Raw genomic sequence first — 20,747 nt, forward strand, 5'->3', positions numbered from 1 at the left:
CGCAATGAATGGCACCCAGCGTGCCGCCGTGCTGCTGCTGTCGCTCGGCGAGGCCGACGCGGCCGAGGTGCTCAAGCACATGGACCCCAAGGAGGTGCAGAAGATCGGCATCGCCATGGCGACGCTGAGCGGCATCTCGCGCGACCAGGTCGAGAAGGTCATGGAGGAGTTCAACGCCGAGCTGGGCAGCAAGACCTCGCTGGGCGTGGGCGCCGACGACTACATCCGCAACGTGCTGGTGCAGGCGCTGGGCGCCGACAAGGCCGGCAGCCTGATCGACCGCATCCTGCTCGGCCGCAACACCACCGGCCTGGACACCCTGAAGTGGATGGACCCGCGCTCCATCGCCGACCTGGTGCGCAACGAGCATCCGCAGATCATCGCCATCGTGATGGCGCACCTGGACAGCGACCAGGCCGCCGAGGCGCTGAAGCTGCTGCCCGAGCGCACCCGCGCCGACGTGCTGATGCGCATCGCCACTCTCGACGGCATCCCACCGCACGCGCTCAACGAGCTCAACGAGATCATGGAGCGGCAGTTCTCCGGCAACCAGAACCTGAAGTCGTCCAACGTCGGCGGGGTCAAGGTCGCGGCCAATATCCTCAACTTCCTGGACGGCGGTGCCGACCAGGGCGTGCTCTCGGCGATCAGCAAGATCGACGCCGACCTGGGCAGCCGCATCCAGGACCTGATGTTCGTGTTCGACAACCTGGTGGAGCTGGACGACCGCGCCCTGCAGACCATGCTGCGCGAAGTCAGCGGCGACCGCCTCGGCCTGGCCCTGCGCGGCGCCGACATCAAGGTGCGCGACAAGATCACCAAGAACATGTCCCAGCGCGCCGCCGAGATCCTGCTCGAAGACATGGAAGCGCGCGGTCCGGTGCGCCTGTCCGACGTGGAAGCCGCGCAGAAGGAAATCCTGGCGATCGTGCGGCGCCTGGCCGATGAAGGCGTGATCGCCCTGGGCGGCAGCGGTGCGGAGGCCATGGTATGAACGGCAACGTGGTGCGCTGGCTGGCGCCGGAACTCGATGCCCCGCCCCCGCCGGCGGCGCAGCCGTACGAGGAGGCCCTGCCGGACGAGCCGGTGCTGCGTCCGCCGAGCCTGGAGGAGATCCAGGCGATCGAGGCCGCGGCCCAGCACGAAGGCTTCGAGCGCGGCCACGCCGAGGGCCTGGCCCAGGGCCAGGCCGAGATCCGCCGCCTGACCGCGCAGATCGAAGGCATCCTGGACAACTTCTCGCGGCCGCTGGCGCGGCTGGAGAACGAAGTGGTCGGCGCGCTCGGCGAACTGGCCGTGCGCATCGCCGGCAGCCTGGTCGGCCGCGCCTACCAGGCCGACCCGGTGCTGCTGTCGGAGCTGGTCGCCGAGGCGCTGGACGCGGTCGGCGGCGCCCGCCGCGACGTCGAGGTGCGCCTGCACCCGGACGACATCGCCGCGCTGACCCCGCTGCTGACGATGATGGACCAGGGCATCCGGCTGGTGCCGGACCTCAGCCTGAGCCGCGGCGACCTGCGCGTGCACGCCGAATCGGTGCGCATCGACGGCACCCTCGAGGCGCGCCTGCGCGCGGCCCTGGAAACGGTGATGCGCAAGTCCGGAGCCGGCCTGTGAGCGCCCTGTCCGGCACCCATCCCGGCGACTGGCTGGATGCGCGCAACCTGCGCCTGGCCGGCCGCCTGGGCCGGCTCGACCTGGACGCGGCCGCCGGCCGCGGGCTGATCCGCGAAGGCATCCTGCGCCGCGCAGTCGGCCTGACCCTGGAAGCGGTCGGCTGCGAGGCGCCGATGGGCGCCACCTGCAAGGTCGAGGTCGATGGCGGCTGGGTCGATGCCGAAGTGGTCGGCTTCTCCGGCGACCGCACCTCGCTGATGCCCAGCGCCGAAACCCACGGCCTGCTGCCCAACGCACGGGTGGTGCCGCTGCACCGCCGCGGCGGCGTGGAAGTGGGCGAAGGCCTGCTCGGCCGGGTCATCGATTCGGACGGCGTGCCGCTGGACGGCAAGGGCCCGATCCGTGCCGAAGGCTCGGTGGGCATGGCCGGCGTGTCGATCAACCCGCTGGCGCGCGAACCGATCACCACCCCGCTGGACGTGGGCGTGCGCGCGATCAACGCGCTGCTGCCGATCGGCCGCGGCCAGCGCGTGGGCCTGTTCGCCGGCTCCGGCGTCGGCAAGTCGACCCTGCTGGGCATGATGACCCGCTACACCGCCGCCGATGTGATCGTGGTCGGGCTGATCGGCGAACGCGGCCGCGAAGTGCGCGATTTCGTCGAGACCACCCTGGGCGAGGAAGGCCTGCGCCGCGCCGTGGTCGTCGCCGCCCCGGCCGACCGCCCGCCGCTGGCGCGCCTGCACGGCGCCTACCGTGCCACCGCCATCGCCGAGTGGTTCCGCGACCAGGGCCTGAACGTGCTGCTGCTGATGGACTCGCTGACCCGCTTCGCGCAGGCCCAGCGCGAGATCGGCCTGTCGGTGGGCGAGCCGCCGACCACCCGCGGCTATCCGCCGTCGGTGTTCGCCAAGCTGCCGGCGCTGGTCGAACGCGCCGGCAACGGCGCCAAGGGCCGCGGCTCGATCACCGCCTTCTACACCGTGCTCACCGAAGGCGACGACCCGCAGGACCCGATCGCCGATGCCGCCCGCGCCATCCTCGACGGCCACATCCTGCTGTCGCGGCGCGTCGCCGACAGCGGCCTGTACCCGGCGATCGACGTCGAGTCCTCGGTCAGCCGCGTGGTCCAGGACATCGCCGACGAGCCGTGGCGCCTGCGCATCCGTTCGCTGAAGCGGCTGGTGGCCGCGTACTCGGCCAACCGCGACCTGATCACCATCGGCGCCTACCAGCGCGGCAACGATCCGGCCGTGGACGAAGCGCTGGAGCGCTGGCCGGAGATCATGGAATTCCTCGGACAGGACGTCGCCAAAGCCGCAGATCTGCCCCACAGCCAGGCCGCCCTGAAGCGGCTGGTCGACCGCGAGAACTAAGCCATGATGCAATCGCAACGTCTCGATCCCCTGCTCCGCCGCGCCCAGCAGCACGAAGACGAGGTCGCCCGCGATCTCGCCGAGCGCCAGCGCGCCCTGGCCACCCACGAGTCGCGGCTGGAGGAATTGCGCCGTTACGCCGAGGAGTACGCCAACAGCCAGATGGCCGCGACCAGCCTGGCGCAGCTGGCCAACCGCCGCGCCTTCCTGGACCGGCTGGAGAGCGCGGTGCAGCAGCAATGCCAGACCGTGGACCGCAACCGCGAGAAGGTGGAGATGGAGCGCAGCCGGCTGCTGCTGGCCAGCCGCGACAAGCAGGTGCTGGAACAGCTGGCGGCCAGCTACCGCGCGCAGGAACGCAAGGTCGACGACCGCCGCAGCCAGCGCGAGATGGACGACCTCGGCGCGCGCCGCGCGCGCCTGGCCGCCACCGCCGACGAACACGAGAACGGAGACGGACGATGAACAACGCGCTTTCCGCGCTGGGCGGCAGCGGCCGCGCCAGCCAGATCGGCGGCGGCAACGACAGCCAGGGTGCGGACCGCACCGGCGGCAGGGACAAGGACTTCGCCAAGCTGCTCGGCGGCGGCGGCTCGGCGCGCACTACCGCCCCCAAGCCGGCGGCCCGCGAGACGGCCAAGCCGGCGCAGGGCGCGGACAAGGACCAGGCGGACAAGCGTCCGGCTGCCGCCGACGACGCCGCCAGCGACCCCGCGCGCACCGCGCAGGCCGGCGACAAGGTCGCCCAGGACACCGAGAAGAGCAGCACCGAGACCAAGGCCTCGGGCAAGGACAAGGGCAAGACCGAGGACAAGCGCGACGACGCCAAGCCCGACGAGAGCGCCTGGCCGCCGGCCGGGCTGGCCGGGATCGGCCTGGGCCTGTTGCCCGCGATCGGCGCGGCGGTGCTGCCGGCGGCCACGGCGACCCCGCTGGGCGCGGCGGCCGGGCTGGCCGTCGGCGTTGCCGGTGCCGTGGCCAGCGGCGCGGCCGCCCTGCTCGGCGGCAGCGATGCCCTGCCGCAGACCGCCGCCGGCGCCACCGATCCGAACGCGGCCACGGCCGGCACCGCCGGGACCGCCCCGGCGTCCGCCGCCGGCGGCTTCGGCGCGATGCTGCTGGCGCAGGCCGGCGCGGGCGACAAGGCCGGCGGCGCCGAGACCGCGGCTCCGCTGGCCGCACTGGCCGCCATCGCCGCGGCGGCCGGCGGCAAGAGCGGCGACGGCGGTGATGCCGCACCCGCCGCCGATCCCAGCGCGATCGCGCCGACCGCGGCGGCGACCCCGCTGCACGCCGCGACGCGGCTGGCCGATCCGCAGCCGTTCAGCGGCTCGCCGACGCCGACGCCGAACCTGCACGGCAACCAGTTCGACGAGGAACTGGGCGCGCGCATCAGCTGGCTGGCCGACCAGAAGATCGGCCACGCCCACATCAAGCTCAATCCGGCCGAGCTCGGCCCGGTCGAGGTGCGCCTGCACATGACCGGCGACCAGGTCAACGCCAGCTTCAGCAGCAACCAGGCCGATGTGCGCCAGGCCCTGGAGAACAGCTTGCCGCGCCTGCGCGACATGCTCGGCCAGCACGGCTTCCAGCTCGGCCAGGCCGACGTCGGCCAGCAGCAGCCGCAGCAGCAGCAGGCCAATGCGCAGGGCACGCCGCAGGGCGGCAGCCGCAGCGGCGGCGAGCTCGCCGACGACCTCTCCGGCAGCGTCGGGATTCCGGCGATGGTGCTGCGCCAGCGCGGCCTGCTCGACGCCTACGCCTGATCCTGACGGCGCTGCCGCCCCCCCGGACGGCATGATGTCCGCCCTTGGGAACCGCTTCCAGCCCCGACGCGCCGCTTGCGAAACGCGTCGGGGCTGACACCGTCCCTGCCCCGATCCCTTCTCCCGCAACGGTCTCGGCCATCGCCCGCAGCACGCGCGGCGGCACCGTCAAACACCCGGCGCGCCAAGCGCCCGGTTTCGGCACGGCGATTGCATCCTCAGGGGCAGACCCCCCCTCAGGAGCCCGTACTGTGTCAGCCGCCGACAAATCCAAGAAAGACGCCAAGGACGCCCCGGAAGGCGGCAAGTCGAAGAAGATGCTGATCATCGTCGTCGCGGCCGTGCTGGTCCTGGGCGGCGGCGGCGCCGGCGCGTTCTTCTTCCTGAAGAAGCCCGAAGGCGGCGGCCACGCCAAGGCCGAGGAGAAGACCGCCGAGATCCCCAAGCCGGCGCAGTACTTCGCGATGGACCCGGCGTTCGTGGTCAACCTCAATGGTGGCGCCGAAGACGGCCCGCACTACCTGCAGCTGGAAGTGCAGCTGATGACCCGCGACCCGGAAGAGCTGAAGCTGATCACCGAGAACGCCCCGGCGATCCGCGCCAATCTGCTGATGCTGTTCTCGCAGGTGCAGGCGACCGACATCGCCAACATCGACGGGCGCAAGAAGCTGCAGGCCGAGGCGCTGGCCACCGCGCAGAAGCTGATGACCGCGGAGACCGGCAAGAAGTGCGTGGAAGAACTGCTGTTCACCAGCTTCGTCACCCAGTAAGGCGCTGCCGCGATGACCGACCTGCTCTCCCAAGACGAGATCGATGCGCTATTGCATGGCGTCGACGCCGGCGTGGTGGACACCGAGCCGGCGCCGGCCGAGCCGGGCGAAGCGCGCAACTACGACTTCTCCAGCCAGGACCGGATCATCCGTGGGCGCATGCCGACCCTGGAGATGGTCAACGAGCGCTTCGCGCGCCTGTGGCGGATCGGCCTGTTCAACCTGATCCGGCGCTCGGCCGACCTGTCGGTGCGCGGCATCGACCTGATCAAGTTCAACGATTACATGCACTCGCTGTACGTGCCGAGCAACCTGAACCTGATCAAGTTCAAGCCGCTGCGCGGCACCGGCCTGATCGTGTTCGAGCCGACCCTGGTGTTCACCGTGGTCGACAACTTCTTCGGTGGCGACGGCCGCTATCCCACCCGCATCGAGGGCCGCGAGTTCACCCCGACCGAGATGCGGGTCATCCAGCTGATGCTCAAGCAGACCTTCGCCGACCTGGCCGAAGCCTGGGCGCCGGTGATGGAAGTGGAGTTCGAGTACCTCAATTCCGAGGTCAACCCGCACTTCGCCAACATCGTCACCCCACGCGAGTACGTGGTGGTCAGCCGCTTCCACGTGGAGTTGGAAGGCGGCGGCGGCGAGATCCACGTGACCCTGCCGTATTCGATGCTGGAGCCGATCCGCGAACTGCTCGACGCCGGCATCCAGAGCGACCGCGTGGACCGCGACGAGAGCTGGAACATCATGCTGCGCGAGCAGCTGTTCGGCTCGGAGGTCACCATTTCCAGCGTGCTGGCGCAGAAGCAGATGAGCCTGCGCGAGCTGACCCGGCTGAAGATCGGCGACGTGCTGCCGATCGACCTGCCCAAGCAGGTGCCGCTGTGCGTGGAGAACATCCCGGTGTTCACCGGCGAGTTCGGCATTTCGCACGGCCAGAACGCGGTGAAGATCACCGCCACCCATCCCCCCGGCGCGCTGCGCCGCCGCCCCGCTCTCCAGGAAGACCTGCCATGACCCAGACCGATCCCACCCAGCCGGCGCCGGCCCAGTTCGACAGCCTGCAGCCGGACGCCATGGCCGAGTCCAACGACCTGAACCTGGACGTGATCCTGGACGTGCCGGTGACGCTGTCGCTGGAGGTGGGCCGCAGCCGCATCCCGATCCGCAACCTGCTGCAGCTGAACCAGGGCTCGGTGGTGGAACTGGAGCGCGGTGCCGGCGAGCCGCTGGACGTGTACGTCAACGGCACCCTGATCGCGCATGGCGAGGTGGTGACCATCAACGACCGCTTCGGCGTGCGCCTGACCGACGTGGTCAGCCCCAGCGAGCGCATCCGGAGACTGCGGTGAACCTGCTGCTGGCCGTCGCCGCGCAGACCGCAACGCAGACCGCCAAGCACGGCGCGAGCGTCGGCAACGCGGCGCCGTCGGCGCCCAGCCTGCTCGGCGCGGTGTTCGCGCTGTTGCTGGTGCTGGGGCTGATCCTGGCCATGGCCTGGGTGCTCAAGCGCTTGCCCGGCAGCGGCTTCCGCCCGGCCCAGGGCCTGCGCGTGGTCGCCAGCCTGGCGGTCGGCGCCAAGGAGCGGGTGGTGGTGGTCGAGGTCAACGGCGAACAGCTGCTGCTGGGGGTCTCGCCCGGCGGGGTACGCACCTTGCATCAGTTGCCCGAGCCGCTGCCGCAGGCGCCCGCGCCGACCCTGCCCTCGATCAAGCAGTTCAAGCAGCTTCCCGATTTCGCCCAGCTTCTGGCGCAGAAGCTGCGCAAGGACAAATGACCATGCCGTTTTTCTGGAACCGCAACGCCCGCCGCCTGCGCCTGCTGCTGATCCTGCTGACGCTGAGCCTGCTGCCCGCCTTCGCCTGGGCGCAGGCCAACACGGCGCCGGCCGCCACCCCGACCGCGCAGAACCCGCAGAACGCCGCGCCCACCCTGCCCTCGCTGCCCGAGGTCAACGTCGGCAAGATCGGCGCGCAGCCGGTGAGCCTGCCGTTGCAGACCCTGCTGCTGATGACGGCGATCACCCTGCTGCCGTCGATGCTGCTGGTGCTGACCGCCTTCACCCGCATCACCATCGTGCTGGGCCTGCTGCGGCAGGCACTGGGGACCGGCCAGACCCCGTCCAACCAGGTGCTGATGGGCCTGGCGCTGTTCCTGACCGCGCTGGTGATGATGCCGGTGTGGGAAAAGGCCTGGGGCCAGGGCATGAGCCCGTATCTCAACGGCCAGATCGATTTCCAGACGGCGTGGACGCTGACCACGCAGCCGCTGCGCGCCTTCATGCTGGCGCAGGTGCGCGAAACCGACCTGATGACCTTCGCCGGCATGGCCGGCAACGGCACCTACAGCAGTCCGGACGCGGTGCCGTTCCAGGTGCTGGTGGCCTCGTTCGTCACCAGCGAGCTGAAGACGGCGTTCGAGATCGGCTTTCTGATCTTCATTCCGTTCGTGATCATCGATCTGGTGGTGGCCAGCGTGCTGATGTCGATGGGCATGATGATGATGTCGCCGATGCTGATCTCGGCGCCGTTCAAGATCCTGTTGTTCGTGCTGGTCGATGGCTGGGTGCTGACGGTCGGCACGTTGGCCGCCAGTTTCAACGGGGTCTGAGGCGATGAGTCCGGAACTGGCGTTGACGGAGTTGCGCGGCGGGCTGATCACGGTGTTGTGGGTGGCCGGGCCGTTGTTGCTGGCGATGTTGGCGGTGGGTGTGGTGATCGGTGTGTTCCAGGCGGCCACGCAGCTCAATGAGCCGACGATTGCGTTCATCGCGAAGGTGGTGGCGTTGACGGCGATGTTGTTCGCGACGGGGAGTATGTTGCTGGCGCATCTGGTGGAGTACACAACGATGCTGTTTCAGCGTATTCCGCATTTGATTGGGTAGCTGGGATGGCTGCGTTTGCCTCCCTGACTGCTCCTTCTCCCTTTGTGGTGGATGCCTCTGCCTGCTTTTCTTTATGTGGAGAGCAACAGCAAGAGCTTTCGCCTTGCGGCGAGTCACTTTTCTTTGCTTGTGCAAAGAAAAGTAACCAAAAGAAGCCGCTTTACAGCAGCCGAATGGCTGATCAAGCACACCCCGCCTTCGCGCCCGCTGCGCGGGTCCGCTCCGCTAGCGGGATTTTCGGACGGGGCTTGTCTGCTTCGCAGCCAAGTCCGGGGCAGTCGCCTCACGGCGCCTGCCCGCCCGCCGGGGCGAAGCAGTGCTTCGCCTTTTCCCGGCGAGCCCTGCCCCGGCCGAAAACGGCGCACATCCCTGTGCGCCGCCCCCCTGCGGGGGGTTTTGCCTGCCAGCTCCGCCGCTGCGGAGGGGACCCGGTGGCTCAAGAGCAAAACAACAGCAAAAACAACTTCAACGGCAACGGCAAAAGCGATAGCTGCGGCTATGGGGACGTTGTCTTGGGTGCCCGTCGTGCGGTGTCCGTTGTTGTTCTTGGGCTAGTCGATCTGTCCTTGGCTCCAAGCCGCTCGCGTTGGACGATTGGCGCTAGCCGTTCCTTCGTGATGTCTGCCGGGGTCTCGGGCTGATGGATGCCGCCACGCAAATGGTCGTCGATGGGTCGCGGGCGTTCGCGATGATCGGGGCGGTGCTGTGGACGATGCTGCGGATCGGGGCGATGTTCACGGTGATGCCGTTGGTGGGAACCAAGGCGGTGCCGGGACGGGTGCGGGTGATCCTGTCGGGGACGCTGGCCATCGCGCTGGCGCCAATGCTGCCGCCGGTGCCGGACTGGGATGGGTTCAATGCGGCGGTGGTGCTGAGCGTGGCCCGGGAGCTGGCGGTGGGGGCCAGCATGGGCTTCATGCTGCGGTTGATCTTCGAGGCCGGGGCGATGGCCGGGGAACTGGTCTCGCAGAGTACCGGCCTGGGCTTCGCGCAGATGGCCGATCCGCTGCGCGGGGTCAATTCCGGGGTGCTCGGCCAGTGGTTCTACCTGGCCTTCGGGCTGATGTTCTTCACCGCCAACGGGCATCTGGCGGTGGTCTCGCTGCTGGTGGACAGCTACAAGGCGCTGCCGATCGGCACCGCGCTGCCCGATGCGCAGGCGATGGCCTCGGTGGCGCCGAACTTCTTCATGAGCATGATGCGCGGTGCGGTCACGCTGGCGCTGCCGGTGATGGTGGCGATGATGGCGGTGAACCTGGCCTTCGGTGCGCTGGCCAAGGCGGCGCCGTCGCTGAACCCGATCCAGCTCGGCCTGCCGGTGGCGGTGGTGCTGGGCCTGGCGCTGCTGGCGCTGCTGGTCGGCGAGATGGGGCCGCCGGTGCAGCGCCTGTTCGACAGCGCCTTCGACGCGGCGCGCGCGCTCACCGCCTAGGGCGTGTCGTCCATCCCCGAGCATGTCGTGCCGGGGAATGGATGACACGCCCTGGCACTCAAGCTGCGCCGGGACCCGGCCGATACCGGCAGAAGGCGAGCAGTGTGACGCCAGGATGAGCAGCGGCGATGCCGGCTGTCCTTACACTGCCGATCGCCGCCGTCCGCCCTTCCTCCTCCGCCCGCGCACGCCATGCCCCACCACCCGCCAGCGCTCGCTCGTGCCTGCCATCGCCGTGTCCCGCGGCGGCACAGCGGCGGCTGAGCGTCGCATGGGGACGTTCCTGGGCCGATGCCGGCGCTGGCCGCTGTGGCTGCTGCTGGCGGCGCTGACCTGCAGCGGGGCCACGCAGGCGCAGGTGATCCCGTTGCGGCACTACGCGCAGGACCAGGGCCTGCTCGGCCTGGCCGGTACCTGCCTGCTGCAGCGTCGCGACGGCAGCCTGCTCGTGTGCAGCGAAAGCGGCCTGTACGCCTTCAACGGCGATCAGTTCCAGCAGCTGCCGCTGCAGGGCCGCGGCGGCCACTACATCTCCGATGCGGCCGAGGATGCCGCGCAACGCCTGTGGCTGGCCACCTTCGATGCGATCTACGTCGGCGACGGCACCCCGTCGCGCTGGATCCCGCTGCAGCACGACAGCCCGCCGTCGCATCGCCAGCTGAATCGTCCGCGCCTGGCCACGCCCGCCTGGGGCACGGTGGTGCTCGACGACCACCGGATCCTGCGCGCGGTACGCAAGGCCGACGGAACGGGATGGGAGCTGCGGCCCCTGTTCGATGCGGCGACGCTGGCACGGCAACCGGAACTGGCCGATATCCACGATCTGTTCGTAGCCGGCGACACGTTGTGGCTGGGCTGCGCCAAGGCCTTGTGCCGGGTCGAGGCCGATGGCCGCGCGACCCGCTACGACCAGGCCCAGGGCCTGCCGCCCGAGTTATGGCGCAACGCGGTCCGCGACCGCGACGGCACCCTGTGGGTCGTCGGCGGCAGCAAGGTGATGCGGCTGCCGGCCGGCGCGGCGCGCTTCCAGGAACAGACGCCTCCCGGAATGGACGGCCCCGCCCTGGTGACGTGGCGCACGCCGATCCTGCTCGACCCGCAGGGCCGCGTGCTGATGCGCACCAACCAGGGCCTGGCGCGCTGGGAGCAGGACCACTGGCGCAGCTTCGACCGCCGCCACGGCCTGCCCGAGGGCAACATCGTGGCCATGCGCTTCGACCAGGCCGGCGACCTGTGGCTGAGCATGGACGGCGAAGGCGTGTTGCGCTGGAACGGCTATGGCTGGATCGAGAACTGGGACGTGTCGCAGGGCATCGGCCGGGCGCCGACCTGGAGCATCCAGCGCACCGGACAAGGCGAGTTGCTGGCCGGCAACGAGGGCGGCGTCGACCGGCTGCGCGCGGACGGCCGCTTCCAGCGCTGGCCCAGCGACGACGGCACGCAGATGATCGGGCTGCAACGCGGCGCGGAAGGGACGCTGTGGAGCATCGGGTCGGTCGGCGTGCTGCGCCACTACGACGCGCAGGGCCGGCTGCTGCGCGCCTACCCGCCGCTGGACGGCATCGCCAAACAGCTGTTCGTGGACGCACGCGGTCGGGCGTGGATCCTCACCAATCGCGGCATCTACCTGCTGGCGCAGGCCGACGCCGATGCGTTGCCGCAAAAGGTACAGGCGCTGCCGGACGGCGAGTACTCGGACATCCAGCAGCGCCGCGACGGCAGCGTGCTGGTGGTGGGCATGGCCGGCGTCTTCCGCCTGCGCGGCGAGACCTGGACCCCGCTGCGCCTGGTGCTGGAAGGGGCGCCGGCGCACGCGGTGCTCAGCAAGCTGCTGGTACTGGACGATGGCCAGGCCTGGGCCAGCCTGTACGGTCCGGGTGCCTGGCAGGGCCGGCTCGACGGCGACACCCTGCACCTGCAGCCGGCCGACGCGCAATTGCGCGACCTGCAGATCTACAGCCTGCGCCACACCCGCAACGGCTGGATCTGGATCTGCCACAACCAGGGCGTGGACGTGTACGACGGACGCGCCTGGTCGCGGCTGACCCAGGCGCAGGGCCTGCTCTGGAACGACATGTCCGAATCGGCCTTCCTGGAGGACCACGACGGCTCGGTGTGGCTCGGCAGCAGCCGCGGCGTCACCCACCTGCAGGATCCGTCGCGGCTGTTCCCGGCGCGGGCGCCGCGGCTGGCGCTGCAGGATTTCAGCCGCGGCGGCATCGCCATCGGCGCGGGCGCGCGCCTGCCCTGGAGCGAAGATCCCTTGCACATCGCGGTCGGTTCGCCGGATCTGTACGACGAACGCAGCCGCATCAGCTTCCGCTATCGCTTCGAGGGCGCCCACACCCGCTGGCTGCACACGCCCAACTTCGAGTTCGAGCAACCGCCGTTGGCGCCGGGCCACTACGTGCTGGAGATCCAGTTGCTCGACGCCTACCGGCGCAGCGCCTCGGCACCGCTGCGGGTGGCGTTCTCGGTGGCGCCGGTGTGGTGGCGCAGCCAGCCGATGCTGGCGCTGTACCTGCTGCTCGGCGGCGGCCTGGTGGTGGCGCTGCTGCATTGGCGCGAACGCCGCCTGCACCAGCGCCAGCGCGAGCTGGCCGACCTGGTGGCGCGGCGCACCGAGGAACTGGAGCACGACAAGCGCGAACTGGAGATGGCCCGCGCCGCGCTGGCGGTGAAGGCCTCGCACGACGCCCTCACCGGCCTGCTCAACCGCGCCGGCATCCTCGACGCGCTGGCCGCGCAGATGCGCCGCAGCGAGGCCGAACACACCCCGCTGGCGGTGGCGATGATCGACCTGGACCATTTCAAGCGGATCAACGACGAGCATGGCCACCTGGTCGGCGATGCGGTGCTGATCGAGGTGGCGCGGCGCCTGGGCGCCAACCTGCGCGACGCCGACCTGGTCGGCCGCTACGGCGGCGAGGAACTGCTGGCGGTGCTCCCCGGCTTGCCGCCGAGTTGCGGCGAACGACTGCAGGCCCTGCGCGCCACCATCGCCGGGCAGCCGCTGCGCATCGGCGAGCGGCAACTGGCCATCACCGCCTCGATCGGCGTGGCCTGGTACCGGCCGGGCGAATCCCTGCAGCAGTTGCTGGCGCGCGCCGATGCGGCGCTGTACCAGGCCAAGCGCCTGGGCCGCGACCGGGTGGAACTGCAGCCGGCCTAGCCGGGGCCTGAAGGCGCGCCGCGGCAGCATCAACGAGCTCGGCCATGGACCGGCACGGTCCTTGCAGTGCGCAGGGTCGATCCTGGCCGAGCGCATCCCCCGATGTCCGAGAGCGAAGAAGGCGCAGAGCGCACAGAACAACCAACAGACAAACGCCTGCGCGAAGCCCGCGAACAGGGCAACATCCCGCATTCGCGGGAACTGGCGACGGCGGCGGTGTTCAGCGCCGGCGTCTTCGCCCTGATGGGCCTGTCCACCTCCATGACCGCCGGTGCGGTGGCCTGGCTGAAGCAGGCGCTGCGCCCGGACCTGTCGATGCGCGCACATCCGGAGGCCATGTTCGGCCATTTCGGCGAGCTGCTGCTGAGCCTGCTCTGGGTGGTGCTGCCGCTGGTCGGCATCTGCTTCGCCGCCAGCTTCGCCGCGCCGGTGCTGATGGGCACCCTGCGCTTCTCCGGCCAGGCGCTGATCCCCAAGTTCGACCGGCTCAACCCGATGGCCGGGCTGAGTCGCATGTACGGCGCCGAGACCATCGCCGAGCTGCTGAAATCGATCCTGCGCATGGGCTTCGTCGGCGGCGCGGCGTTGCTGTGCCTGTGGGGCAGCGTCGACTTCCTGCGCGGGCTGCTGCTGCAGCCGCTGGAGCAGGCCATCGGCCACGGCCTGGGGTTCACCCTGCGGCTGCTGCTGTACACCGCCGGCGCGCTGGCGCTGCTGGCCGCGATCGACGCGCCCTATCAGAAGTGGAATTACATCCGCAAATTGAAGATGACCCGGGAGGAAGTGCGCCGGGAAATGAAGGAAAGCGACGGCAGCCCTGAGGTCAAGGGCCGCATCCGCCAGATGCAGATGCAGATGTCGCAGCGGCGAATGATGGAAGCGGTGCCCAAGGCCGACGTGGTGGTGGTCAACCCCACCCACTACGCGGTGGCGCTGAAGTACGAGAGCGGGCGCATGCGCGCGCCGACCGTGGTCGCCAAGGGCGTGGACGAGATCGCCTTCCGCATCCGCGAGGTCGGCGAGCAGCACCGCGTGGCCGTGATCTCGGCCCCGCCTTTGGCACGCGCCTTGTATAGGGAAGGCGAACTCGGCAAGGAAATTCCCGTGAGACTGTATTCCGCGGTAGCGCAGGTCCTCTCGTACGTCTACCAGCTGCGCGCCTGGCGCAGCGGTCCGATGCCGCCGTTGCCGCCGCTGGAAGTCGATGAATTCGCCCCGGGGAGCCAGCCATGAGTCAGCCCGCCGCGCAGATGAACACGCGCAAAGTCATGGACATGATCAAGCACGGGCTCGGCGCCCCGGTGATCGTGTTGCTGATGCTGGCGATGGTGGTGGTGCCGCTGGCCGCCCCGGTGCTGGACGCCCTGTTCACCTTCAACATCGCCATCTCGCTGATGGTGCTGCTGGCGGTGGTGTACGTGAAGCGGCCGCTGGAGTTCAGCATCTTCCCGATCGTGCTGCTGATGACCACGATGCTGCGCCTGGCGCTGAACGTGGCCTCCACCCGCGTGATCCTGATCAATGGCCAGGACGGCCATGGCGCCGCCGGCAAGGTGATCGAGGCCTTCGGCGAATTCGTGATCGGCGGCAACTATGCGGTCGGCATCGTGGTGTTCGCGATCCTGACCATCATCAACTTCGTGGTCATCACCAAGGGCGCCGGGCGCGTGTCGGAAGTGACCGCGCGCTTCATCCTCGACGCCATGCCCGGCAAGCAGATGGCGATCGACGCCGACCTCAACGCCGGCCTGCTGACCCGCGAGGAAGCCAAGGCCCGCCGCGAGGAGGTGCGCGAGGAAGCGGACTTCTACGGCTCGATGGACGGCGCCAGCAAGTTCATCCGCGGCGACGCCATCGCCGGCATCCTGATCCTGTTCATCAACCTGATCGGCGGCATGGCGGTCGGCGTGCTGCAGCATGGCATGCCGGTGGGACAGGCGGCCTCCACCTATACCCTGCTTTCGATCGGCGATGGCCTGGTCGCGCAGCTGCCGGCGCTGCTGGTGTCCTCGGCGGTGGCGATGCTGGTCACCCGCGCCTCGCGTTCGCAGGACATGGGCGCCTCGATGATGGGCCAGGTGTTCGGCCAGCATAAGGCGCTGGCGGTGGCCGCGGCGATCCTGGGCCTGGTCGGCCTGATCCCCGGCATGCCCAATGTCGCTTTCTTGACGCTGGCGCTGATCCTGGGCCTGCTGGCCTGGAAGATGTGGAAGCGCAGCCTGCTGCCGCCGCCGGCCGCCGCCGAGGCGGCGCCGCAGGCCGCCGCTGCGGCCCAGGCCAATGCCGAACTGGGCTGGGACGAACTGCGCCCGATCGACCCGCTGGGCCTTGAGGTCGGCTACCGGCTGATCCCGCTGGTGGACAAGGCCCAGGGCGGCGAACTGATGGCACGCATCAAGGGCGTGCGCCGCAAGCTGACCCAGGACATCGGCTTCCTGGTGCCGCCGGTGCACATCCGCGACAACCTGGAACTGCCGGCCAACGCCTACCGCCTGCTGGTGCACGGCGTGCCGGTGGCCACCGCCGACATCCACCCGGACCGCGAACTGGCGCTGGACCCGGGCGGCGCGCTCGGCAAGATCGACGGCATTCCCGGCAAGGATCCGGCGTTCGGCCTGGATGCGATCTGGATCCAGCCGCACCTGCGTGCCCAGGCCGAGACCATGGGCTATACCGTGGTCGACCCGGCCACGGTGATCGCCACCCACCTCTCGCACCTGATCCGCGAGCACGCCCCGGAACTGCTCGGCCACGAGGAAGTGCAGCAGTTGCTGGCGACCCTGGCCAAGAGCGCGCCCAAGCTGGTCGAGGACCTCACCCCCAAGGCGCTGCCGCTGTCGGTGGTGGTGCGGGTGCTGCAGAACCTGCTGATCGAGAAGATCCCGGTGCGGCAGCTGCGCAAGATCGTCGAGGCCCTGGTCGAGCATGCCCCGCAGAGTCAGGAACCCGGCGCGCTCACCGCCGCCGTGCGCAACGCCCTGGGCCGTTTCATCGTCCAGGAGATCGCCGGCATGGCCCCGGAACTGCCGGTGTTCACCCTGGCCCCGCAATTGGAACGTGTCTTGCAGGACTCTACCCAGGGCAACGGCGCGGCGCTGGAACCCGGACTGGCCGAACGCTTGCACCAAAGTCTGGCGGACTGCGTGAGCAAGCAGGAGGCGCGCAACGAACCGGCGGTGGTGCTGGTGCCGGCGCAGGTCCGCGCCGCCCTCGCCCGCCTGGTTCGCCACAGCGTCCCCGCGCTGTCGGTCCTGTCCTACAGCGAAGTGCCGGAGGACAAGCGGCTGAAGCTGGTGGGCACGATCAGTTGAGATGACGGGAATCGGGAATAGGGAATGGGGAATCGCACCCTTGCCCCGGCAGCGGAGAGAGCAATGAACACGATCACGAAAAACCAGACACGACACCGCGGCCCGCCACGTACCGGCACCGATCCCGCATCCATTCCCAATTCCCCATTCACCATTCCCGGCTCCCACCCATGAAGATCAAACGCTTTGTCGCCCCCGACATGCGCACCGCCTTCCGGATGGTGCGCGACGAGCACGGCCCGGATGCGGTGATCCTGTCCAACCGGCGTACCGACGAGGGCATCGAGATCGTCGCCGCCAGCAATTACGACGAGGCGCTGGTGCAGCGGGCGCTGGATGCGGTGCGCCCGGACGAGGCGCCGCGCGCCGCCGCGGCGCAGGCACCGGCCGCTCCGGCCCCGCGCGCCGCGCGTGGCGAGAGCGCCGCGGCCAACCCGGCGATGGCGATGATGGCCGCGATCAGCGAACGCCGCGGCGGTGCCGCGCCGGCCGCGCCCGCGGCCCGGCCGCTGACCCAGCCGGCGGCGCTGGCCGCCTCGGCCATGCCCGCCGCGGCGGCCCCGGCCGCCGCAGCGCGCCCGGCCGCAGCGGCCAAGGCCGCGGCCCCGGCACGCGCCGACTTCAGCATCCCCGAGGACGTGTTCCGCAACGCCCCGATCAGCGTGCCGATGCCCAGCCCGTTCGCCGCCACCCCGGCGCCGGCCGTCGACGCCGCGCCGGCCTGGCGCGACGACGTCGCCGCGGTGGCACTGACGCCGGTGGCGAGCCCGGCCCCGGCCGCGTCCAGCGTGGCCAAGCCGGACGCGCCAGCCACTGCCGGAATCCCGGCGGCCGCGACGCTGGCGGCAGTGCCGACCTTCCCCGCTCCGCAGAACGACGAACAATTGACGCAGCTGCGCGACGAACTGGCGCTGATGCGGCAGATGATCGAGCGCGAGATGAACCGCCTCACCGACGAGCGCCTGCGCGGCTCGCCGGTCCGCGCCCAGGCGCTGGAGCTGATGGACGACTACGGCTTCGACAGCGGCATCACCCGCGACGTGGTCATGCAGATCCCCGCCGACCTGGAGCTGCACCGCGGCCGCGGGCTGATGCTGGGCCTGCTGTCCAAGCGCCTGCCGATCGCCGCGCTGGACCCGCTCGAGGAAGGCGGCGTGATCGCCCTGATCGGCCCGACCGGCGCCGGCAAGACCACCACCATCGCCAAGCTGGCCTCGCGCTTCCTGGAGCGCCACGCCGCCCGCGACGTGGCCCTGGTCACCACCGACACCGTCCGCGTCGGCGGCCGCGAACAGCTGCACAGCTACGGCCGCCAGCTCGGCATCGCCGTGCACGAGGCCGACAGCGACGCCGCGCTGCAGCAGCTGCTGGAGCGCCTGGCCGACTACAAGCTGGTGCTGATCGACACCGCCGGCATGGGCCAGCGCGACCGCGCCCTGGCCGCCCAGTTGCACTGGCTGCGCGCCTCGCGCGTGGTCCGATCCTTGCTGGTCCTCCCTGCCAACGCCCATTTCTCCGACCTGGACGAGGTGGTGCGCCGGTTTGCCGGCGCCGACCCACAGGGGGTCATCATGACCAAGTTGGACGAGACCGGGCGGTTCGGCAGTGCCTTGTCGGTGGTCGTGGACCACCGCCTCCCCATCACCTGGGTGACCGATGGACAGCGTGTGCCGGACGACCTGCACCGCGCCAACGCCGCCAGCCTGGTATTGCGCCTTGAAGATTTGCGGCGCGCTGCCGATAAGCCCTGTACTCCGGAGCAGACCCATGCCGTCGCGTGACTACGTCAATCTGACCAATGCCTTCCCCCTGTCGGCGACGCGCAGCGAACCGCTGGGTCCGGTGCGCACCATCGCCGTGACCGGCGGCAAGGGCGGCGTGGGCAAGACCAACATCTCCGTCAACCTGTCCATGGCGCTGGCCGACATGGGCAAGCGCACCCTGCTGCTGGACGCCGACCTCGGCCTGGCCAACGTCGACGTGCTGCTGGGGCTGACCCCCAAGTTCACCGTGGCCGACCTGGTCGCCGGGCGCTGCACCCTGGAAGAGGTGCTGATCGACATGCCCAACGGGCTGATGGTGGTGCCCGCCGCCTCCGGCCGCCGCTACATGGCCGAGCTGCCGCCGGCCCAGCACGTGGGCCTGGTCAACGTGTTCTCCGAGCTGCAGCGCGAGCTGGACGTGATGATCGTCGACACCGCCGCCGGCATCACCGACAGCGTGCTGACCTTCTGCCAGGCCGCGCAGGACGCGGTGGTGGTGGTTTGCGACGAGCCGGCCTCGATCACCGACGCCTACGCCCTGATCAAGGTGCTCTCGCGCGAGCGCGGCGTGGACCGGGTGCAGATCGTCGCCAACATGGTCCGAGACCTCAACGAGGGCCGCCTGCTGTACGACAAGCTCAGCCGGGTCTGCGAGAAGTTCCTCGGCGACGTGTCGCTGAACTACCTGGGCTGCGTGCCGCAGGACGACTGGCTGCGCCTGTCGGTGCAGCGCCAGCAGCCGGTGGTCAAGGCCTACCCGTCCAGCCCGTCGGCGCAGGCGATCTCCGAGATCGCCCGGCGCACCGCGCGCTGGCAGGCGCCGACCGCGCCGCGCGGCAACGTCGAGTTCTTCGTCGAACGCATCATCCAGCGCGGGGTGGCCGCATGAACGCCGCCGCCCACTACCGCGCCGTCCAGCGCAACAGCGCCAACGACTACATCGCCCAGCACTCGGACCTGGTCCGGCGCATCGCCCACCACCTGGCGGCGCGGCTGCCGGCCAGCGTGGAGATCGACGACCTGATCCAGGCCGGCATGATCGGCCTGATCGAGGCCTCGCGCAGCTACGACGCCGACCAGGGCGCCTCGTTCGAGACCTACGCCTCGATCCGCATCCGCGGCGCGATGATCGATGAGATCCGCCGCGGCGACTGGGTACCGCGCTCGGTGCACCGCCGCGCCCGCGATGCCGCCTCGGCGATCCGCAAGATCGAGCAGAGCACCGGCCGCGCCGCCGCCGCCAACGAAGTGGCCGCGGCGATGGACATGCCGCTTCCCGAATACCTGCGTTTGATGGAAGATGCCGCCCGCGGCCAGGTGCTGAGCCTGGAGTCGCGCATCGAGGACCATGGCGAACTGGATACCATCGCCAAGGGCGGACCCAATCCGCAGCAGATGCTCGAGCGCAGCGAATTCGGCCGCGAGCTGGGCAAGGCCATCGCGCAATTGCCCGAACGCGAGCAGTTGGTGCTGTCGCTGTACTACGAGCAGGAATTGAACCTCAAGGAAATCGGCGCGGTGCTCGGGGTCAGCGAGTCGCGCGTGTGTCAGATCCATGGCCAGGCCACGGTACGGTTGCGCGGACGCCTGAAGGCGTTCGAGGTCGCCGATGCCGGCCTGGAAGACGAAGAATAGGAACCCTTAGGAGTCAGTGGTGAACAAGAACATGCGGATTTTGATCGTGGACGATTTCTCGACGATGCGACGCATCGTCAAGAATCTGCTCGGCGATCTGGGCTTCACCAACACCGCCGAGGCCGAAGACGGCAACAGCGCCCTGGCCGCGCTGCGCTCGGCACCGTTCGAGTTCGTGGTCACCGACTGGAACATGCCGGGCATGACCGGCATCGATCTGCTGCGCAACATCCGCGCCGACGACAAGCTCAAGCACCTGCCGGTGCTGATGGTCACCGCCGAGGCCAAGCGCGAGCAGATCATCGAGGCCGCGCAGTGCGGCGTGAACGGCTACATCATCAAGCCGTTCACCGCGCAGACGCTGCAGGAGAAGCTGGGCAAGATCTTCGAGCGCCTGGGGGCGACCGCCTAAATGGAAGCCACCGCCGAACGTACTGCCCTGATCGAACGCCTGCAAGGCGCGCTGGACGCGCTGGAAAACGGCGACGAGGCCGGCTGGCGCAGGGAGATCGACACCCTCGCCGCCTGGCGCACGCGGCCGATGATGCAGGGCCTGAGCCGGCTCGCGCGCGATCTGGGCCAGGCGCTCGGCGAACTGCCGATGGTGCCCAGCGAGGCCGGCGAGCTGGACGACGCCTGCTCGCGCCTGGACCACGTGGTGGAGATGACCGAACAGGCCAGCCACCGCACCCTGGACCTGGCCGAGGAATGCCGTGCGCTGGCCAACCAGCTGGCCGCCGGCGGCCTCAGCGGCGACCAGAGCGAGATCCTCGACAAGATCCGCCACAACCTCACCGAAATGGCCCTGGCGCAGAGCTTCCAGGACCTGACCGGGCAGATCATCCGCCGCGTCGCCGGCATCGTGCGTCGCGTGCACGAGGGCTTCGGCGCGCTGGGTCTGCCGCCGAAGGAAGAACGCAAGGCCGACGGCAGCCTGGCCGGCCCGGCCCTGCCCGGCCTGGACCGCCACGGCGTGTCGCAGAACGACGCCGACGACCTGCTCTCGGGCCTGGGACTGTAACGC

20 protein-coding genes are annotated in these 20,747 nt (G+C 69.9%); all 20 read left to right on the forward strand.

Going from position 1 to position 20,747, the window contains the following annotated elements; translation table 11 throughout:
• Positions 1–4: 4 nt before the first annotated feature.
• Entirely contained in the window at positions 5–994 is a 990-nt protein-coding gene (gene fliG, locus NUG21_RS10650) for a flagellar motor switch protein FliG (protein WP_019797080.1), read from the forward strand.
• A complete protein-coding gene (locus NUG21_RS10655; protein ID WP_160947168.1) occupies positions 991–1,614 on the forward strand; it encodes a FliH/SctL family protein in 624 nt (207 codons plus the stop codon). Before fliG ends, NUG21_RS10655 begins: the two co-directional genes overlap by 4 nt.
• Positions 1,611–2,987: a FliI/YscN family ATPase gene (locus NUG21_RS10660; RefSeq protein ID WP_184502432.1), complete on the forward strand. Its 1,377-nt coding sequence runs from the start codon at positions 1,611–1,613 to the stop codon at positions 2,985–2,987. The genes NUG21_RS10655 and NUG21_RS10660 overlap by 4 nt, the downstream gene beginning before the upstream one ends.
• A 3-nt stretch (positions 2,988–2,990) precedes the next feature.
• Complete coding sequence (gene fliJ, locus NUG21_RS10665; protein WP_160947166.1) at positions 2,991–3,452, forward strand: flagellar export protein FliJ; 462 nt, start codon at positions 2,991–2,993, stop codon at positions 3,450–3,452.
• Positions 3,449–4,753 (forward strand): flagellar hook-length control protein FliK, encoded by a 1,305-nt coding sequence (locus NUG21_RS10670; RefSeq protein ID WP_263390838.1) that lies wholly within the window; start codon positions 3,449–3,451, stop codon positions 4,751–4,753. Before fliJ ends, NUG21_RS10670 begins: the two co-directional genes overlap by 4 nt.
• 251 nt (positions 4,754–5,004) lie before the next feature.
• Positions 5,005–5,523, forward strand: a complete 519-nt coding sequence (locus tag NUG21_RS10675; RefSeq protein WP_019796143.1) for a flagellar basal body-associated FliL family protein — start codon at positions 5,005–5,007, stop codon at positions 5,521–5,523.
• Between the two features lie 12 nt (positions 5,524–5,535).
• Positions 5,536–6,543 carry a flagellar motor switch protein FliM gene (gene fliM / locus NUG21_RS10680; protein ID WP_019796142.1) on the forward strand — a complete coding sequence of 336 codons (1,008 nt, stop codon included), beginning with the start codon at positions 5,536–5,538 and terminating at the stop codon, positions 6,541–6,543.
• A 59-nt stretch (positions 6,544–6,602) separates the two neighbouring features.
• Positions 6,603–6,878, forward strand: a complete 276-nt coding sequence (gene fliN / locus NUG21_RS10685) for a flagellar motor switch protein FliN (protein WP_223875781.1) — start codon at positions 6,603–6,605, stop codon at positions 6,876–6,878.
• 8 nt (positions 6,879–6,886) lie between these two features.
• Positions 6,887–7,303 (forward strand): flagellar biosynthetic protein FliO, encoded by a 417-nt coding sequence (fliO, locus tag NUG21_RS10690; protein ID WP_184502590.1) that lies wholly within the window; start codon positions 6,887–6,889, stop codon positions 7,301–7,303.
• Between the two features lie 2 nt (positions 7,304–7,305).
• Positions 7,306–8,136: a flagellar type III secretion system pore protein FliP gene (fliP, locus tag NUG21_RS10695; protein WP_160947163.1), complete on the forward strand. Its 831-nt coding sequence runs from the start codon at positions 7,306–7,308 to the stop codon at positions 8,134–8,136.
• Between the two features lie 4 nt (positions 8,137–8,140).
• Positions 8,141–8,410 carry a flagellar biosynthetic protein FliQ gene (locus tag NUG21_RS10700; protein WP_010343869.1) on the forward strand — a complete coding sequence of 90 codons (270 nt, stop codon included), beginning with the start codon at positions 8,141–8,143 and terminating at the stop codon, positions 8,408–8,410.
• 640 nt (positions 8,411–9,050) lie between these two features.
• Positions 9,051–9,842 (forward strand): flagellar biosynthetic protein FliR, encoded by a 792-nt coding sequence (gene fliR / locus NUG21_RS10705; protein WP_160947162.1) that lies wholly within the window; start codon positions 9,051–9,053, stop codon positions 9,840–9,842.
• 271 nt (positions 9,843–10,113) lie between these two features.
• Complete coding sequence (locus NUG21_RS10710) at positions 10,114–13,014, forward strand: diguanylate cyclase domain-containing protein (protein ID WP_263390839.1); 2,901 nt, start codon at positions 10,114–10,116, stop codon at positions 13,012–13,014.
• Positions 13,015–13,116: 102 nt separating this feature from the next.
• On the forward strand, positions 13,117–14,247 hold the full coding sequence (gene flhB, locus NUG21_RS10715) for a flagellar biosynthesis protein FlhB (RefSeq protein ID WP_019798439.1): 1,131 nt from the start codon (positions 13,117–13,119) through the stop codon (positions 14,245–14,247).
• A gap of 17 nt (positions 14,248–14,264) precedes the next feature.
• A complete protein-coding gene (gene flhA / locus NUG21_RS10720; protein WP_184502592.1) occupies positions 14,265–16,325 on the forward strand; it encodes a flagellar biosynthesis protein FlhA in 2,061 nt (686 codons plus the stop codon).
• Positions 16,326–16,495: 170 nt separating this feature from the next.
• Complete coding sequence (flhF, locus tag NUG21_RS10725; protein ID WP_263390840.1) at positions 16,496–18,106, forward strand: flagellar biosynthesis GTPase FlhF; 1,611 nt, start codon at positions 16,496–16,498, stop codon at positions 18,104–18,106.
• A complete protein-coding gene (locus NUG21_RS10730) occupies positions 18,093–18,977 on the forward strand; it encodes a MinD/ParA family ATP-binding protein (protein WP_010341540.1) in 885 nt (294 codons plus the stop codon). The genes flhF and NUG21_RS10730 overlap by 14 nt, the downstream gene beginning before the upstream one ends.
• Entirely contained in the window at positions 18,974–19,723 is a 750-nt protein-coding gene (locus NUG21_RS10735) for an RNA polymerase sigma factor FliA (RefSeq protein ID WP_160947158.1), read from the forward strand. Before NUG21_RS10730 ends, NUG21_RS10735 begins: the two co-directional genes overlap by 4 nt.
• 19 nt (positions 19,724–19,742) lie before the next feature.
• Positions 19,743–20,135, forward strand: coding sequence for a chemotaxis response regulator CheY (gene cheY, locus NUG21_RS10740; protein WP_010341542.1), 393 nt, complete (start codon positions 19,743–19,745; stop codon positions 20,133–20,135).
• On the forward strand, positions 20,136–20,744 hold the full coding sequence (locus tag NUG21_RS10745; protein WP_242083539.1) for a protein phosphatase CheZ: 609 nt from the start codon (positions 20,136–20,138) through the stop codon (positions 20,742–20,744). It begins immediately after the preceding gene.
• Positions 20,745–20,747 lie beyond the last annotated feature (3 nt).

It is taken from the genome of Xanthomonas sp. CFBP 8445, from assembly GCF_025666235.1.
In the GTDB taxonomy this organism is placed as follows: Bacteria; Pseudomonadota; Gammaproteobacteria; order Xanthomonadales; family Xanthomonadaceae; genus Xanthomonas_A; species Xanthomonas_A indica.